The organism is Pseudomonas sp. R25(2017) (assembly GCF_002112565.1).
GTDB classification, from domain to species: domain Bacteria; phylum Pseudomonadota; class Gammaproteobacteria; order Pseudomonadales; family Pseudomonadaceae; genus Aquipseudomonas; species Aquipseudomonas ekonensis.
Map to the genome: position 1 here is coordinate 181,489 of NZ_NEHZ01000010.1, position 15,932 is coordinate 197,420.

Sequence of the window (15,932 nt, forward strand, 5' to 3'; positions counted from 1 at the left end):
CTATCAGTTGGAACGAAAGTACCAGTGATGATGGCTCTTAGGTGGCACTTTCAGGAAAAGTTCCGTCGGCGTGCATCGGGGATGGTGCGCAGGGTGCGCAAGGTGACGTGGAGCCAGGTCAGGTCATGGCGGCACTGGTGCCGACGGTGCCGGGCGGGCGGCTTGACCCGGCCGATGTGCAGCGCGAAGTCTTGCCTGAGGGTGTCCTCGGTGCCGATGCCCTTGAGTTTCTTCATCAGCTTGCCGTCCCGGTAAAACAGCACCGTCGGCGTCCCGGTGACGTTCGGGTGCCGGGGCGCTTCGCGGGTGTTGAGCATGTAGATGTCCGCGCGCAGTCGATAGGGCTCGGCGACATGCCGGAAGATCGGCCCGGCCATTTCGCAGGCGGGGCAGTGTTCGTTGGTGAAATAGAGGATCACCGGACGCCAGGTCTTCAGGGCTTTGCGGTAGGTGGGGGGCAGCATTGCAAGAGGTAGGATCGCCTTCATCAGAGACTCCTCCAGACGACCGTTAAAGGTTTCCTGACGTTAAGGCAGGGAAGGAGGCGGGTCTACTGTCAGAAATTACAGGTGGGCTCGGAAAACGCGCACTTTTCCCACACAAATGCAGGAGCGCCCCGACATTCGATGCCGAAACGCACACCGGCTGACCGTGATACTGTTTTTTGCATCAGATTTGAGCGTGTGAAAGGGATTCCCGATGGACAGCATCATTTTTCCGCAAGCGGTTTCAGAGACAAAAGGGTTGAGGTCAGATGTGTCCTGGAGTGCTATTTTTGGCGCTTCAAAGAGCACCCTAGGGAGTCCCTTCATGACACACATCGTGCTTTCACAAGTCGTAGCGAGCATCTCCGAGCTGAAAAAGAACCCGATGGGCACTGTCGCCGCAGGCGGCGGTGAACCCGTTGCGATCCTCAACCGCAATGAGCCGGCGTTCTACTGCGTGCCAGCCAAAGCGTACGAAGCAATGATTGAGCGCCTTGAGGATCTGGAACTGATTGAACTGTGCAAGGAGCGGGAAAACGATCCGACCATAAAGGTCTCGATCGATGACCTATGAGCTGGAGTTCTCGGAGAAGGCTTGGAAAGAGTGGAACAGACTGGGAGGCAATCTGAAGGAGCAGTTTGCACGCAAGCTTCGAGAACGGCTCAGTAATCCGCCTGTTCCGGCGGATCGGCTGAGAGGCCTTGGACTGGCCTACAAGATCAAGCTTAGAAGCGCCGGCTATCGTTTGGTTTATCGCGTCATCGATGAAGTGCTGGTCGTTACCGTCATCGCGGTGGGGAAACGTGACGGAGCAGATGTGTACAACGCAGCAGCGCAGCGCTGACTTCCCAGTCTTTTTCAGCGCCTGACGAATTTCTTCCTGATCCCCCTGTTATTGCCTCGCACAATCCCGCTCCATCTGCACTCATTGAGTACCTGTTACCCGTCCCCTGTGGCCATTGGTAGCGCTCCACGCCATCGGGGTGAATTGCGCCACTTTCCCTTGTTCGACGTATCTCATTGATTCCCTGAAATTTTCAATCCGGTACAGATTCCCCCCGAATCCTGTGGCACACTTTCTGCTGTCTATTCCGTTGTTACATACCTAGTTCCGGTATAACGGAATAAACTTCCTCAGGAGTCCTTGCCATGCATCGCCGTCCTTCGTTGTTCAAAGCGTGTGTTTTCGTTCTCGCGGCTTCGTCCGCCGTTGCGGGCATGGCCCAGGCGGCCGACAGCAAGCTCGACAGTGTCCTGGCCCGGGGCAAGCTGATCGTGGGCACCGGCAGCACCAACGCGCCATGGCACTTCCAAGGGGCGGACGGCAAGTTGCAGGGTTTTGATATCGACATCGCCCGAATGGTGGCCAAAGGGCTGTTCAACGACCCGAGCAAGGTCGAGTTCGTGGTGCAGTCGTCCGATGCGCGGATTCCTAACCTGTTGACCGACAAGGTCGACATGAGCTGCCAGTTCATCACCGTCACCGCCAGCCGCGCGCAGCAGGTGGCGTTCACCCTGCCGTACTACCGCGAAGGCGTGGGCCTGCTGCTGCCGGCCAACAGCAAGTACAAGGAGATCGAGGACCTGCAGGCCGCCGGCGACGGCGTGACCGTGGCCGTGCTGCAGAACGTGTACGCCGAGGAACTGGTGCACCAGGCGCTGCCCAAGGCCAAGGTCGATCAGTACGACAGCGTCGACCTGATGTACCAAGCGGTGAACTCCGGCCGCGCCGATGCCGCCGCCACCGACCAGTCTTCGGTCAAGTACCTGATGGTGCAGAACCCCGGCCGCTACCGCAGCCCGACCTATGCCTGGAGCCCGCAGACCTACGCCTGCGCGGTCAAGCGCGGCGACCAGGACTGGCTGAACTTCGTCAACACCACCCTGCATGAAGCCATGACCGGCGTGGAGTTCCCGACGTACGCGGCCTCGTTCAAGCAGTGGTTCGGCGTCGACCTGCCGACCCCGGCCATCGGTTTCCCCGTCGAATTCAAATGATCCCGTGAGAGCGGGGCGATGCGCGTCGCCCCGCTCAAGGTACTGCCAACCATGAACTATCAGTTGAACTTTGCCGCCGTGTGGCGCGATTTCGACACCTTGCTGGCGGGGCTCGGCCTGGGCCTGGAGCTGGCGTTGGTGTCGATCGCCATCGGCTGCGTGATCGGCCTGCTGATGGCCTTCGCCTTGCTGTCCAAGCATCGCGCCCTGCAGGTGCTGGCTTCGGTGTACGTGACGGTGATCCGCAACACGCCGATCCTGGTGTTGATCCTGTTGATCTATTTCGCGTTGCCGAGCCTGGGGATCCGACTGGACAAGATCCCGTCCTTCATCATCACGCTGTCGCTGTACGCCGGGGCCTACCTGACCGAGGTGTTCCGCGGCGGGCTGCTGAGCATCCCGAAAGGGCAGCGCGAGGCCGGTCTGGCCATCGGCCTGGGCGAGTGGCAGGTGAAGGCCTACGTCACCGTGCCGGTGATGCTGCGCAATGTGCTGCCGGCGCTGTCGAACAACTTCATTTCGCTGTTCAAGGACACCTCGCTGGCCGCCGCCATCGCGGTGCCGGAACTGACCTATTACGCACGCAAGATCAACGTCGAGAGCTACCGGGTGATCGAAACCTGGCTGGTGACCACGGCGTTGTACGTTGCGGCCTGTTACCTCATCGCCATGCTGCTGCGTTACCTGGAGCAGCGTCTGGCGATCCGCCGATAGGAGGCTGCGATGTACGAATCCCAAGGTTGGTTGCATGAGTTGTGGGTGGCGCGCGAGCCGCTCTGGCAGGGCTTTGTCACCAGCGTGCAGGTGTCGGCGCTGGCGATCCTGCTCGGGACGCTGGTCGGCGTGGTCGCCGGTCTGATCCTGACCTACGGCCGCTTCTGGATGCGCGCTCCATTCCGTTTCTACGTCGACCTTATCCGCGGCACCCCGGTGTTCGTGCTGGTGCTGGCGTGCTTCTACATGGCGCCGGCGCTGGGCTGGCAGATCAGCGCGTTTCAGGCCGGTGCCCTGGGCCTGACGCTGTTCTGCGGCTCCCATGTCGCCGAAATCGTGCGCGGTGCGCTGCAGGCGTTGCCCCGCGGGCAGATGGAGGCGAGCAAGGCCATCGGCCTGACGTTCTACCAGGCGCTCGGCTATGTGCTGTTGCCCCAGGCGCTGCGCCAGATCCTGCCGACGTGGGTCAACTCGTCCACTGAGGTCGTCAAGGCCTCGACCCTGCTGTCGGTGATCGGCGTGGCGGAGCTGCTGCTCAGCACCCAGCAGATCATCGCCCGCACGTTCATGACCCTGGAGTTCTACCTGTTCGCCGGATTTCTGTTCTTCGTCATCAACTACGGCATCGAATTGTTCGGCCGGTTCATTGAAAAGCGGGTGGCCTTGCCATGACTCAAGCTCAAGTTTCTTCACAGCCCCAGACCCAACCTCTGCTGGACATCCGTGGCCTGCACAAGCAATACGGCGCGGTGGAGGTGCTCAAGGGTGTCGACCTGAGCATGCAGCGCGGCAACGTGGTCACGCTGATCGGCTCCAGCGGCTCGGGCAAGACCACGCTGCTGCGCTGCGTGAACATGCTCGAAGAGTTCCAGGGCGGGCAGATCCTGCTCGACGGCGAGTCCATCGGCTACGACGAAGTCAACGGCAAGCGCGTGCGTCATGCGGAGAAGGTCATCGCCCGCCATCGTGCGATGACCGGCATGGCGTTCCAGCAGTTCAACCTGTTCCCGCACCTGACCGCGTTGCAGAACGTCACCCTCGGCTTGCTGAAGGTGAAGAAGATGCACAAGGACGAAGCCGTGGCGCTGGCCGAGAAATGGCTGGAGCGGGTCGGCCTGCTGCAGCGCCGCGACCACTTTCCCGGCCAGCTGTCCGGCGGCCAGCAGCAGCGCGTGGCGATCGCCCGGGCCATTGCGATGAACCCGAGCCTGATGCTGTTCGACGAAGTCACCTCGGCCCTCGACCCCGAACTGGTGGGCGAAGTGCTCAACGTGATCAAGGGCCTGGCCGAAGATGGCATGACCATGTTGCTGGTGACCCACGAAATGCGCTTTGCATTCGAGGTGTCGGACAAGATCGTTTTCATGAATCAGGGACGCATCGAAGAGCAGGGGCCACCCAAGGAACTGTTCGAGCGTCCGCAGTCGCCGCGCTTGGCGGAATTCCTCAAGAGCACGCGGTTCTGACCTTTCACTTTTCAATCAGGAGACACACCCATGAGCATCACCCGATACGGCACCGGCAGCACCGCGGCCGGCGGCCAGCCCCGTCCTTTCGCCCGCGCCGTTGAGGCCGACGGCTGGCTGCACGTGTCCGGCCAGGTGCCGGCGGTGGACGGCGAGATCATCGTCGGCGGCATCGTCGAGCAGACCCACCAGACCATGAAGAACCTGATCGCGATCCTCGAAGAAGCCGGTTACGGCCTGGAGGACGTGGTGCGTGCCGGCGTGTGGCTGGACGATCCGCGGGACTTCACCAGTTTCAACAAGGTGTTCGGCGAGTACTTCAAGCCCGAGCACGCCCCGGCGCGGGCGTGCGTGCAGGCGAGCATGATGGTCGACTGCAAGGTCGAGATCGATTGCATCGCCTACAAGAAGAAGGCCTGAAGCGGGGTGGCTCTATCGCCAGTGGTATGCGTTCTCCTGTGGGAGCCAGCCTGCTGGCGATGGCCGCCTACCGGTCAGCCTGGCACTCTCGGTACACTCCCGGCACTGTGAATGGGAACCTGAAGACATGACCGAAGACACCATCAAACGCCGGGCCCGGGGACTGGACCGGGCGTTCGACATTCTCGATTTCCTCAAGGAGATCGGCCAGCCGCTGCGCCCCAACGATATCGCCAACGGCATCGGCAGCCCGAAATCCACGGTCTACGAACTGGTGGCGTCGCTGCTGGAGCGGCGGATCCTGGAGCCGGTGGGCAAGGACGGTCACGTCTATCTGGGCCGTCAGCTGTACTTCCTCGGCCAGGCGCACCTGCGGCATTTCGACCTCAGCCGCGAGGCCGACCACGCCTTGCAGGAAATCGTCAGCCAGACCCGGGAAACCGCGCAGATGTGCCTGCTCAACGGGCGCAAGTACACGGTGGCGCTGATGAAGGAGGGCGAGCGGCACTTTCGCATTTCCTCCGATATCGGCGAAAACGCGCCGATCCCGTGGACCGCGTCCGGGCGCCTGCTGCTGGCGCACCTGAGCGACCAGCAAATCATTGATCTGATCGACCCCGACGACTTCATCCTGCCGGACGGCAAACGCCTGCCGCTGGAGACGTTCCTGGGGGAAATTCGTCAGGCCGGCATCGACGGGTTCTTTTCCTTCGACAGTGTCGCCGACACGTTCACCCACTGCTTCGCCGCGCCGGTCAAAGACCCCGCTGGCGTGGCCATCTGCACCTTGTGCATCGTCGCCCCGCGCGCCGACGCCAAGAACAACTACAACGACTATCGCCGGGTCTTGATCGAGAGCGCCAACAGCCTCGCCCGGCGCATCAACGACTGACCGCGCCCGCCGGCGGGCGCGACTGTGAGGAGTTCGACCATGACGACCGTGAACACTACCGCTGCCGTGGAGAAGGGCGATGCCGCCGTCGGCGCCCACCTGGTGCGCGATGTCAGCCTGCCGGCGCTGGTGCTGCACCGCGCGGCGCTGGAGCACAACATCCGCTGGATGCAGGCGTTCGTCAGCGACAGCGGCGCGGAACTGGCGCCCCACGGCAAGACCAGCATGACGCCTGCGCTGTTCCGCCGTCAGCTCGACGCCGGCGCCTGGGGCATCACCCTGGCCAGCGCCACCCAGACCCGCGCCGCCTACGCCCACGGCGTGCGCCGGGTGCTGATGGCCAACCAATTGGTCGGCACGCCGAACATGGCGCTGATCGCCGATCTGCTGGCCGATCCTGGCTTTGACTTCTACTGCATGGTCGATCACCCGGACAACGTCGCCGATCTGGGCGCGTACTTCGCCTCCCGAGGCGTTCGGCTGAACGTGATGATCGAGTACGGCGTGGTCGGCGGCCGGTGCGGTTGCCGCAGCGAGCAGGAAGTCATCGCACTGGCCGAAGCCATCGCTGCGCAACCGGCCCTGGCCCTGACCGGCATCGAAGGCTATGAGGGCGTTATCCATGGCGATCATGCCGTCAGCGGCATCCGCGAATTCGCCGCGTCGCTGGTGCGCCTGGCGGTGCAGTTGCAGGACAGCGGCGCGTTCGCCGTCGCCAAGCCGATCATCACGGCGTCGGGGTCGGCGTGGTACGACCTGATCGCCGAGTCCTTCGAGGCGCAGAACGCCGCCGGGCGCTTCCTCAGCGTGTTGCGTCCGGGCAGCTACGTCGCCCACGACCACGGCATCTACAAGGAAGCGCAGTGCTGCGTGCTCGACCGGCGCAGCGACCTGCACGAAGGGCTGCGCCCGGCCCTGGAGGTCTGGGCCCATGTGCAGTCGTTGCCGGAGCCGGGGTTCGCGGTGGTCGCCCTGGGCAAGCGCGACGTGGCCTTCGACGCCGGCCTGCCGGTGCCGCTGCTGCGCTACAAGGCCGGGGTGCTGCCGGCGGTGGGGGATGACGTCGGCGCGTGCAAAGTGACGGCGGTGATGGACCAGCATGCGTTCATGACCGTGGCGCCGGGGGTGGAGCTGCGGGTCGGCGACATCATTTCGTTCGGCACCTCGCACCCGTGCCTGACCTTCGACAAATGGCGGGTGGGGTTGCTGGTGGATGAGCGGCTGACGGTGATCGAGACGATGGGCACCTGCTTCTGAGACCTCAGCCGGCACCGCGCCCGGTGGCGTTTGCACCGACGCCATCGCCGGCAGGCCGGCTTCCACAGGGACATGTGTTCGACACAGTTCCAATGTGGGAGCCAGCCTGCTGGCGATGGCGGCCGACAGAACACCCTTGAACTGCCAGGACTCCATTCAGATGACCACTCTCAGCCCCCTGGGCCCCCACCTCCCGCGCATCGCCCTGATCGGCGAATGCATGATCGAACTTCAGCAGCGCGCCGACGGCAGCCTGCAGCAAAGCTTCGGCGGCGACACCCTCAACACCGCCGTCTACCTGTCGCGGGCCATGGGCGACCGGGCCCGGGTCGATTACGTCACGGCCCTGGGCGACGACAGCTTCAGCGACGAGATGTGCCGCCGCTGGGCCGACGAAGGCATCGGCCTGGACTGGGTGCAGCGCTTGCCCGGTCGGCTGCCGGGCCTGTACTGCATCCAGACCGACGCCGCCGGCGAGCGGCGCTTCCTGTACTGGCGCAACGAAGCGGCCGTGCGCGACTGCTTCACCCTGCCGAACGGCGCCGCGACGCTGGCGGCCTTGCCGGACTACGACGTGCTGTATTTCAGCGGCATCACCCTGGCGGTGCTGGGCGCGCAAGGGCGGGAACGCTTGATCGAGGTGTTGGCCGAAGCCCGCCAGCGCGACACCCGCGTCGTCTTCGACAACAACTACCGGCCCCGTCTGTGGGCTTCGCGGGAGGCAGCGCAGGCGGCCTACCGCAGCGTGTTGCCCTATGTGGACCTGGCGTTGCTGACGGTGGAGGATGAACAGGCGCTGTTCGGGTTCGCCGATTGCGACGCGGTGTTCGAGGCCTACACGCAGATCGGCACGCCGGAAGTGGTGCTCAAGCGCGGCGCCGAGGCGTGCCTGATCCGCTGCGACGGGGAAGCGTTCGAAGTGCCGGCGCAGAAAGTCGAGAAGGTGATCGACACCACGGCGGCGGGGGACTCGTTCAGCGCGGCGTACCTGGCCAGCCGCCTGTCAGGCGCCAGCCCGGCGGACGCCGCCGAGGCAGGGCACCGGCTGGCGAGCCAGGTGATCCAGGTGCCGGGTGCGCTGATCCCGAGGTGAAACCGGCCGTCCGCAAACCCAGCGAACACCTGAGAACCCTGTGGGAGCTGGCTCGCCAGCGATGAGGCCGGCACATCCAGATTCGGTGTCGCCTGACCGGGCGCCATCGCGGGCAAGCCCGCTCCCACAGGTATTGTGGCTGTCCGCAAGGCCTGGGAACGACTGAGAACCCTGTGGGAGCTGGCTTGCCAGCGATGAGGCCGGCACATCTAGCCTCGGTGTCGCCTGACCGGACGCCATCGCGGGCAAGCCCGCTCCCACAGGTATTGTGGTTGTTCGCAAGGTCGGCGAACGCCGGAGATTCTTGTGGGAGCTGGCTTGCCAGCGATGAGGCCGGCACATCCAGATTCGGTGTCGCCTGACCGGACGCATCGCCAGCAGGCTGGCGATGGCGGCGGCCGGGGCGCCGCGGGGCAGGGTTCAGTCGCGGAAGAACACCTGCACCAGGTGATAGCCGAACTTGCTCTTGATCGGCCCGTGCACGGTGCGCAGCGGCTTCTTGAAGATCACCGCATCGATGGCGCCGACCATCTGCCCCGGCCGCACTTCGCCCAGGTCGCCGCCGCGCTTGCCGGACGGGCAGGTCGAGTATTTCTTGGCCAGCACGTCGAAGGCTTCGCCCTTGGCGATGCGTTGCTTGAGCTGTTCGGCCTCTTCGGCGGTCTTCACCAGAATGTGGCGGGCTTGGGCTTTCATGATGCGGTACCTGATTGCGGGGCGCGGATTATGCCTCAACTCACGGGGTTTGGCTGAGCATCGTGCGGATCTTGGCCGCCAGCGCCTCGATGGAAAACGGCTTGGCCACCATGTCCATGCCGTCTTCCAGGAATCCTTGGCGTTCGGCGGCGTTCTGCGCATAACCGGTCATGAACAGCACCTTGAGCCCCGGCCGGTGCTGGCGGGCGATTTCCGCCAGTTGCCGGCCGTTCATGCCCGGCAGGCCGACGTCGGTCACCAACAGGTCCACCCGCTGGCCGGACTCGAACAGCGGCAGGGCGCTTTTCGCGTCTTCGGCCTCGAAGGCGCGGTAGCCCAGTTCCCTGAGCAGATCGAGCACCAGCATGCGCACCGCCGGATCGTCCTCGACCACCACCACGCTTTCGCCGGTCGCCGCGGCGGGGGGCTGGTTGACCGGTTCGGCCGCCGGCCGCTCGGGCTCCAGCGCATGCAGGCGCGGCAGGTAAAGCCGCACGCAGGTGCCGCGGCCCGGCAGGCTGTCGAGGCTGACGTGCCCGCCGGACTGCTGGGCGAAGCCGTAGATCATCGACAGCCCCAGGCCGGTGCCTTGGCCGATGGGTTTGGTGGTGAAGAACGGGTCGAAGGCCTTGGAGCGCACCGACGGCGTCATGCCGGTGCCGTTGTCGCTGACGGCGAGCATCACGTAGTCGCCGGCCCTGACCGGTTCCAGGGTGGTGATGTCGCTGCCGTCGAGGTAGACGTTGGCGGTCTCGATCAGCAGTTCGCCGCCCTCGGGCATGGCGTCGCGGGCGTTGATCACCAGGTTGAGCACGGCGTTTTCCAGCTGGCTGACGTCGGTGCTGACTAGCCACACGCCGGCTCCCAGGCGCAGGGTGAGTTCGATCGGGTCGCCCTTGGTGCGGCGGATCAGGTCCTCCAGCGAGTGGATCAGCTCGTTGACGTCCAGGGTCTTGCGGTCCAGCGACTGGCGCCGGGAAAACGCCAGCAGCCGGTGGGTGAGGGCGGCGGCGCGGTTGGCCGACGACACGGCGGCCTCGGTGAACCGGCCGATCTCGTCGGTGCGGCCGCTGGCGATGTAGCGCTGCATCAGGTCGAGGCTGCCGATGATGCCGGTGAGCATGTTGTTGAAGTCGTGGGCGATGCCGCCGGTCAACTGGCCGACGGCCTCCATTTTCTGGGCGTGGCGCAGGGCGTCTTCAGCGCGTTCGCGTTCGAACATCTCGTTCTGCAGGCGCTGGTTGGCCTGGGCCAGTTGCTTGGTGCGGGCCGCGACGCGTTCCTCCAGCGTTTCGTTGAGGTCGCGCAGAGCCTCTTCGGTCTTTTTGCGTTCGGTCTCGTCGATCACGAAGATGTAGAAGCCGTTGACCGCGCCGTCCGGCCCGTGGCGCGGCAAGTAGTTCATCAGCGCATGGCGCAGGCTGCCGTCGCGGTGCGGCGAGTACAGGCTGAAGGAACAGGGGCGCCCGGCCAGCGCTTCGGCGATGTAGGGCTTGCGCGGAAAGTAGCCCTCGTCGCCGAGCACGTCGCGGATGGTGCGGCCGTACAGCTCCTGGGGCGTGAGGCCGTACCAGTCCAGGTAGGCGGCGTTGTTCAGGCGAAAGCGCTCTTCGCGGTCCACATAGCTGATCAGGATCGGCATCGCGTTGATGATCAGCTGCAGCTCGGTCTGGCTCTGGCGCAGCGCCTGTTCGGTGAGCTTGCGCTCGGTCAGGTCCAGCGCCGCGCCGAGGAAGCGCACGGGCCGGTCGTGGTGATCCTTGTAGCAGCGCCCCCGGGCGAACACCCAGCGCACCTCGCCGTTGGCTTGCTGCAGGCGGTATTCCTCGGCGTATTCGGTGCCGTGGGTGATGCAGTGCTTGATGCTGCGGGCGATCAGCGCGCGGTCTTCGGGGTGCACGCCGTGCAGGTATTCGCTGATCGGCAGGCGGTTGGCCAGCGCCGGATCGACGCCGTGCAACTGGGCGAAATGCGCATCGGCGATGAAGCGGTCCTCACCGATGTCCCAGTCCCAGGTGCCGACCGCGTCGGTGGCGGCCAGCGCCAGTTGCAGGCGTTCTTCGGTTTCGCGCTGGGCCTTGAGGCTGTCTTCGGAACGCTGCTTGAGCTCCTGGGCCATGCGCCGGCGCTCGTTGGTCTCGATGGCCGTGACCAGAATCCCGGCGACCTGGGCGCTTTCGTCGCGGATCGGGCTGTAGGTCAGGTCCAGCCAGAAGTCGGATTCCCGACCGTCCCGCTGCGGCAGGGTGAAACGCTGCTCGTGGTAGGTGCGCACCTGGCCCTGTAGGACGGCGCTGTAGATCGGGTCAGTGAAGTCGCGAAATTCCGGCCATATGTCGTGCGTCGGCTGTCCGAAAGCGCGCGGGTGATTGCTGCCGGCCAGCAGGGCGAAGCCGTTGTTGTAGATCTGCGTCAGGTGCGGCCCCCACAGCAACAGCATCGGCATCGGCGAGTGGATCACGATGTCCACCGCCGTGCGCAGGCTCTGCGGCCAGGTGCCGGCGGCGCCCAGCGGCGTGCGGCTCCAGTCGGTGCAGGCGATCAGCGCCTGGGCGTCATCGGTGGCGGGTACAGCGTTCATCGGTCGGATCCTGATCGTCGGTCAGCGGGCCGGCGTCGACTATCCTGATGCGGTAGTCGCCTGCCTCTGCGGGTTCATTGAAAACTTTGCGGGTGCTTTTTGCCATGGAAATCGACGCACTGTTGAAACAACTGGCCAGCCGCCACGGTTCGGATCTGTTCCTCTCCACGGGCGCGCCGCCCAGCGCACGGTTCGACGGGGTGCTGACGGCGCTGGACGCCGGGCCGTTCAAGCCCGGCGAGGTGGCCGCCATCGCCGCTTCACTGATGGACGCCGAACAGCGCCGGGAGTTCGACCGCGAGCTGGAAATGAACCTGGCGATTTCCCGCACGGGCATCGGGCGTTTCCGGGTGAACATCTTCAAGCAGCGCAACGATGTATCGGTGGTGATCCGCAACGTCAAGCTCGACATCCCGCGCTTCGAGGACCTGAAGCTGCCGCCGGTGCTGCTCGACTCGGTGATGCTCAAGCAGGGGCTGATCCTGGTCGTCGGCGCCACGGACTCGGGCAAGTCCACGTCGCTGGCGGCGCTGATCGACCACCGCAACCGCCACAGCAGCGGGCACATCGTCACCATCGAGGATCCGGTGGAGTACATCCACCGGCACAAGCGTTCGATCATCAATCAGCGTGAGGTCGGGGTCGACACCCGCAGTTTCCATGCGGCGCTGAAGAACACCCTGCGCCAGGCCCCGGACGTGGTGCTGATCGGCGAGATCCGCGACCGCGAGACCATGGAGCATGCGCTGGCCTTCGCCGAGACCGGGCATCTGGTGCTGTCGACGCTGCACGCCAACAACGCCAACCAGGCGCTGGAGCGGATCATCAATTTCTTTCCCGAAGAGCGGCGTCCGCAATTGCTGCACGCCTTGGGCAATCACCTCAAGGCGTTCGTGTCCCAGCGCCTGGTGCGCACCCGCGACGGCCAGCGGCGGGCGGCGGTGGAGGTGATGCTGGGCACGCCGACCGTCGGCGACCTGATCCGCCGCGGCGAGTTCGTGGAATTGAAGGCGATCATGGAAAAGTCCACGGAACTGGGCATGCAGACCTTCGACGGCGCACTGTTCGACCTGGTGGCCGAAGGCGTGATCGACGAAGAACAGGCGCTGAAGAACGCCGATTCGGTGAACAACCTGCGCCTGCGCCTGAAGCTGCATGCCGACACCTTGCCGCCGCCGGCGGGCGCGGCCGGGGATTGGGGGCTGATGGACTGATCCTCGCTGGGCGCGACTGTCCTGAACCTGCGGTGCCTTGACTGACGCCATCGCCAGCAGGCTGGCTCCCACAGAAAATTTGGGTGGATGCAGAATCTGCGGCCACCGCAAAGACCTGTGGGAGTGAGCTTGCTCGCGATAGCGGTGCATCAGTCATATCCGGGCAGACCGACAGGACGCCATCGCCAGCAGGCTCGTTCCCGCAGGGGAGCGGGCTCAGGCCTGAAGCTCAGGCCGGTCGCGAAACTGCTCCAGCGCCTCGGGGTTGGCCAGGGCATCGGTGTTCTTCACCGGCTCCCCGTGCACCACGTTGCGCACGGCCAGTTCCACCACCTTGCCGCTGAGGGTGCGCGGGATGTCGGTGACCGCGACGATCCTGGCGGGCACATGGCGCGGCGTGGTGTTGGCGCGGATCACCTGGCGGATCTGCTGCTGCAGCGCTTCGTCGAGTTCGATACCGTCCTGGAGGCGCACGAACAGCACCACCCGCACATCGTCCTGCCAGTGCTGGCCGATGGCGACGCTGTCCAGCACTTGAGGCACTTTTTCCACCTGTCGGTAGATTTCGGCGGTGCCGATGCGCACGCCGCCGGGGTTGAGCACCGCGTCGGAGCGGCCATGGATCAGCATGCCGCCGTGGGGCCGCTCCTCGGCGTAGTCACCCTGGGCCCAGACGCCCGGGAACAAACTGAAATACGACTTGCGCAGCTTTTCGCCGTCCGGGTCGTTCCACAGCCCGATGGGCATGGCGGGGAAGTGCCGGGTGCACACCAGCTCGCCCTTTTCGCCGATCACCGGTTGGCCGGCGTCGTTCCAGACCTCCACGGCCATGCCCAGGCTCTTGCCCATGATCTCGCCGCGGCGCACCGCCGACAGCGGGTTGGCGTTGACGAAGCAGGAGACGATGTCGGTGCCGCCGGACATCGAGGCCAGGCACACGTCCGTCTTGAAGTCGCGGTAGACGTAATCGTAGCTCTGCGGCGACAGCGCAGACCCTGTGCACAGCAAGGTCTTGAGGCTGCCCAGGTCGTGGCTTTGGCGAGGTTTGACGCCGCTGCTTTCCAGGGTCGCGAGGAACTTGGGGCTGGTGCCGAACACGCTGATGCGCTCGGCGTCGATCAGGTCCAGCAGCCGTTCGTTGGCCGGATGGAACGGCGAGCCGTCGTACAGCACCACGGCGCTGCCGACCGCCAGGGCCGACACCAGCCAGTTCCACATCATCCAGCCGCAGGTGGTGTAGTAGAACAAGCGGTCGGCGGGGCCGAGGCCAACGTGCAGGCCATGCTCCTTGACGTGTTGCAGCAGCACGCCGCCGGTGCTGTGGATGATGCATTTCGGCACGCCGGTGGTGCCGCTGGAATACAGCACGTACAGCGGATGGTTGAACGGCACCGGCACGAACTGCGGTTCGCCGCCGGGGCGGTAGAAGTCGCCCCAGCGCGCCACGTCGGCCTCGGTGCGGTACACCCCGGTGTCGCTCTGGGCTTCGGGGCCGGGCACGATGATCAGCTGTTGCAGCGACGGCAGCTGCGCCAGGATCTCGTTGATCTTGACGGTCTGGTCGACGGTCTTGCCGGCGTAGCGGTAACCGGCGCAGATGATCAACGCTTTCGGTTCGATCTGGCCGAAGCGGTCGATCACCCCGTGGGTGCCGAAGTCCGGCGAGGAGCACGACCAGATGGCGCCGAGGCCGGTGGTCGCGAGCATCGCCACCAAGGTCTGCCAAGTATTGGGCATGCACGCGGCCACGCGGTCGCCGAAGCCGATGCCGGCGGCTTGCAGGCCGGCCTGGAAACCGGCGACCTGGCGGGCCAGTTCCGCCCAGCTCAATTGTTCGCGCCGACCGTCTTCAGCCACGGCCACCACCGCCACGGCCTCGTCGCGGCGGCGCAGCAGGTGTTCGGCGAAGTTCAGGGTGGCGCCGGGAAACCATTCGGCGCTGGGCATCTGCGGGCCTTCGCGCAGAACCGCCTCGGGCGGCGTGCGGAAGCGGATGTCGAAGAAATCGACGATGGCCTGCCAGAACGCCTCGCGCTGCCCGACGCTCCAGGCATGCAAGGCCGGGTAGTCGGCCAGGGTCAGGTGATGGCGTTGCTCGACGAAGCGCCGGAAGGCGTCCATGGGCGAATCGGCGATGCGCCGGGCGTCGGGTTGCCAGAGGATGTCGGACATGGGTTGCCTCTTCTTATCGTATGCACACAAAGATTCGATGGCCTCACTGTCCCCCTGTGGGAGCGGGCTTGCCCGCGAAGAGGCCGTGTCAGTCGACCTTTGCGCTGAATGACACAGCGCATTCGCGGGCAAGCCCGCTCCCGCAAAGGAGGAAGGGCCGTGACGGCTACTGCGCCAACCACCCGCCATCGATGTTCCACGCCGCGCCGCGCACCTGGCTGCCGGCCTCGCTGCACAGGAACAGCACCAGCTCACCCAGGTGTTCCGGCGTCACGAACGCCAGCGACGGCTGCTTCTCGGCCAGCAAGTCGTGCTGCGCCTGCTGCGGATCGACGCCTTTGGCCGCCCGGTCGTCGATCTGCTTCTGCACCAGCGGCGTCAGCACCCAGCCGGGGCAGATCGCGTTGCAGGTGACGTTGCTGGCGGCGGTCTCCAGGCCGACCACCTTGGTCAGGCCGATGACCCCGTGCTTGGCCGCCACATACGCCGCCTTGCCGGTGGAGCCCACCAGGCCGTGCACCGAAGCGATGTTGATGATGCGGCCCCAGCCCTTGCCGCGCATGCCCGGCAGGCTCAGGCGGGTGCTGTGAAACACCGAGGACAGGTTGATGGCGATGATCGAGTCCCAGCGCTCCACCGGGAAATCTTCGACGGCGGACACGTGCTGGATCCCGGCGTTGTTCACCAGGATGTCCACGCCGCCGAACTCGCGCTCGGCGTAGGCGACCATGTCGGCGATCTGCGCCGGGTCGCTGACGTCGGCCGGGTGATGGCCGACCTTGCCGCCGTGCCGCCCGATTTCCGCGACCGCCGCCTGGGCGTCGCCGAAGCCGTTGAGGATCAGGTCGGCGCCTGCCTTGGCCAGCACGTGGGCGATGCCCAGGCCGATGCCGCTGGTGGAACCGGTGACCAGAGCGGTCTTGCCCGAAAGAGTCGTCATGAA

Annotated in this window: 16 protein-coding genes; 11 read left to right on the forward strand and 5 right to left on the reverse strand. The window is 65.3% G+C overall.

Annotation, left to right across the window (positions count from 1 at the left end; genetic code table 11):
- Positions 1–50: 50 nt before the first annotated feature.
- Positions 51–488 carry a co-chaperone YbbN gene (locus tag CAG31_RS15305; RefSeq protein ID WP_085582514.1) on the reverse strand — a complete coding sequence of 146 codons (438 nt, stop codon included), beginning with the start codon at positions 486–488 and terminating at the stop codon, positions 51–53.
- A gap of 322 nt (positions 489–810) precedes the next feature.
- On the opposite strand from CAG31_RS15305, the gene CAG31_RS15310 reads away from it, so the two are divergent.
- The 10 genes from CAG31_RS15310 to CAG31_RS15355 all read left to right on the forward strand — a co-directional run bounded on the left by CAG31_RS15310 (position 811) and on the right by CAG31_RS15355 (position 8,326).
- Positions 811–1,059: a type II toxin-antitoxin system Phd/YefM family antitoxin gene (locus CAG31_RS15310; RefSeq protein WP_085582516.1), complete on the forward strand. Its 249-nt coding sequence runs from the start codon at positions 811–813 to the stop codon at positions 1,057–1,059.
- Entirely contained in the window at positions 1,049–1,330 is a 282-nt protein-coding gene (locus CAG31_RS15315) for a type II toxin-antitoxin system RelE/ParE family toxin (RefSeq protein WP_085582518.1), read from the forward strand. Before CAG31_RS15310 ends, CAG31_RS15315 begins: the two co-directional genes overlap by 11 nt.
- Positions 1,331–1,635: 305 nt before the next feature.
- Positions 1,636–2,484 carry a transporter substrate-binding domain-containing protein gene (locus CAG31_RS15320; protein ID WP_085582520.1) on the forward strand — a complete coding sequence of 283 codons (849 nt, stop codon included), beginning with the start codon at positions 1,636–1,638 and terminating at the stop codon, positions 2,482–2,484.
- 51 nt (positions 2,485–2,535) lie between these two features.
- Entirely contained in the window at positions 2,536–3,198 is a 663-nt protein-coding gene (locus CAG31_RS15325) for an amino acid ABC transporter permease (protein WP_085582588.1), read from the forward strand.
- Positions 3,199–3,207: 9 nt separating this feature from the next.
- Positions 3,208–3,870, forward strand: a complete 663-nt coding sequence (locus CAG31_RS15330; RefSeq protein WP_085582522.1) for an amino acid ABC transporter permease — start codon at positions 3,208–3,210, stop codon at positions 3,868–3,870.
- Positions 3,867–4,664, forward strand: a complete 798-nt coding sequence (locus CAG31_RS15335; protein ID WP_085582524.1) for an amino acid ABC transporter ATP-binding protein — start codon at positions 3,867–3,869, stop codon at positions 4,662–4,664. The genes CAG31_RS15330 and CAG31_RS15335 overlap by 4 nt, the downstream gene beginning before the upstream one ends.
- 30 nt (positions 4,665–4,694) lie before the next feature.
- Positions 4,695–5,084, forward strand: coding sequence for a RidA family protein (locus tag CAG31_RS15340; protein ID WP_039768794.1), 390 nt, complete (start codon positions 4,695–4,697; stop codon positions 5,082–5,084).
- 127 nt (positions 5,085–5,211) lie between these two features.
- Positions 5,212–5,976, forward strand: coding sequence for an IclR family transcriptional regulator (locus tag CAG31_RS15345; protein WP_085582526.1), 765 nt, complete (start codon positions 5,212–5,214; stop codon positions 5,974–5,976).
- 39 nt (positions 5,977–6,015) lie between these two features.
- Entirely contained in the window at positions 6,016–7,233 is a 1,218-nt protein-coding gene (locus CAG31_RS15350; protein WP_085582528.1) for an amino acid deaminase, read from the forward strand.
- Positions 7,234–7,393: 160 nt separating this feature from the next.
- A complete protein-coding gene (locus CAG31_RS15355) occupies positions 7,394–8,326 on the forward strand; it encodes a sugar kinase (protein WP_085582530.1) in 933 nt (310 codons plus the stop codon).
- A gap of 420 nt (positions 8,327–8,746) precedes the next feature.
- On the opposite strand, the gene CAG31_RS15360 is transcribed toward CAG31_RS15355, so the two are convergent.
- Positions 8,747–9,022, reverse strand: coding sequence for a peptidylprolyl isomerase (locus CAG31_RS15360; protein ID WP_003225447.1), 276 nt, complete (start codon positions 9,020–9,022; stop codon positions 8,747–8,749).
- Between the two features lie 40 nt (positions 9,023–9,062).
- Positions 9,063–11,603, reverse strand: a complete 2,541-nt coding sequence (locus CAG31_RS15365) for a PAS domain-containing sensor histidine kinase (RefSeq protein ID WP_085582532.1) — start codon at positions 11,601–11,603, stop codon at positions 9,063–9,065.
- A gap of 104 nt (positions 11,604–11,707) precedes the next feature.
- Between CAG31_RS15365 and CAG31_RS15370 the strand changes: the two genes are divergently transcribed.
- Positions 11,708–12,817, forward strand: coding sequence for a PilT/PilU family type 4a pilus ATPase (locus CAG31_RS15370; protein ID WP_085582534.1), 1,110 nt, complete (start codon positions 11,708–11,710; stop codon positions 12,815–12,817).
- 216 nt (positions 12,818–13,033) lie between these two features.
- Here the strand turns inward: CAG31_RS15370 and CAG31_RS15375 are convergent, their stop codons facing one another.
- Positions 13,034–14,989 carry an acetoacetate--CoA ligase gene (locus CAG31_RS15375; protein ID WP_085582536.1) on the reverse strand — a complete coding sequence of 652 codons (1,956 nt, stop codon included), beginning with the start codon at positions 14,987–14,989 and terminating at the stop codon, positions 13,034–13,036.
- A 166-nt stretch (positions 14,990–15,155) separates the two neighbouring features.
- On the reverse strand, positions 15,156–15,929 hold the full coding sequence (gene hbdH / locus CAG31_RS15380; protein WP_085582538.1) for a 3-hydroxybutyrate dehydrogenase: 774 nt from the start codon (positions 15,927–15,929) through the stop codon (positions 15,156–15,158).
- Positions 15,930–15,932 lie beyond the last annotated feature (3 nt).

Excerpts from the sequence above, each read along its gene's own strand:
- CAG31_RS15305 (WP_085582514.1), bottom strand. The coding sequence starts at position 488 with ATGAAGGCGATCCTACCTCTTGCAATGCTGCCCCCCACCTACCGCAAA.
- CAG31_RS15310 (WP_085582516.1), top strand. The coding sequence starts at position 811 with ATGACACACATCGTGCTTTCACAAGTCGTAGCGAGCATCTCCGAGCTG.
- CAG31_RS15315 (WP_085582518.1), top strand. The coding sequence starts at position 1,049 with ATGACCTATGAGCTGGAGTTCTCGGAGAAGGCTTGGAAAGAGTGGAAC.
- CAG31_RS15320 (WP_085582520.1), top strand. The coding sequence starts at position 1,636 with ATGCATCGCCGTCCTTCGTTGTTCAAAGCGTGTGTTTTCGTTCTCGCG.
- CAG31_RS15325 (WP_085582588.1), top strand. The coding sequence starts at position 2,536 with ATGAACTATCAGTTGAACTTTGCCGCCGTGTGGCGCGATTTCGACACC.
- CAG31_RS15330 (WP_085582522.1), top strand. The coding sequence starts at position 3,208 with ATGTACGAATCCCAAGGTTGGTTGCATGAGTTGTGGGTGGCGCGCGAG.
- CAG31_RS15335 (WP_085582524.1), top strand. The coding sequence starts at position 3,867 with ATGACTCAAGCTCAAGTTTCTTCACAGCCCCAGACCCAACCTCTGCTG.
- CAG31_RS15340 (WP_039768794.1), top strand. The coding sequence starts at position 4,695 with ATGAGCATCACCCGATACGGCACCGGCAGCACCGCGGCCGGCGGCCAG.
- CAG31_RS15345 (WP_085582526.1), top strand. The coding sequence starts at position 5,212 with ATGACCGAAGACACCATCAAACGCCGGGCCCGGGGACTGGACCGGGCG.
- CAG31_RS15350 (WP_085582528.1), top strand. The coding sequence starts at position 6,016 with ATGACGACCGTGAACACTACCGCTGCCGTGGAGAAGGGCGATGCCGCC.
- CAG31_RS15355 (WP_085582530.1), top strand. The coding sequence starts at position 7,394 with ATGACCACTCTCAGCCCCCTGGGCCCCCACCTCCCGCGCATCGCCCTG.
- CAG31_RS15360 (WP_003225447.1), bottom strand. The coding sequence starts at position 9,022 with ATGAAAGCCCAAGCCCGCCACATTCTGGTGAAGACCGCCGAAGAGGCC.
- CAG31_RS15365 (WP_085582532.1), bottom strand. The coding sequence starts at position 11,603 with ATGAACGCTGTACCCGCCACCGATGACGCCCAGGCGCTGATCGCCTGC.
- CAG31_RS15370 (WP_085582534.1), top strand. The coding sequence starts at position 11,708 with ATGGAAATCGACGCACTGTTGAAACAACTGGCCAGCCGCCACGGTTCG.
- CAG31_RS15375 (WP_085582536.1), bottom strand. The coding sequence starts at position 14,989 with ATGTCCGACATCCTCTGGCAACCCGACGCCCGGCGCATCGCCGATTCG.
- hbdH (WP_085582538.1), bottom strand. The coding sequence starts at position 15,929 with ATGACGACTCTTTCGGGCAAGACCGCTCTGGTCACCGGTTCCACCAGC.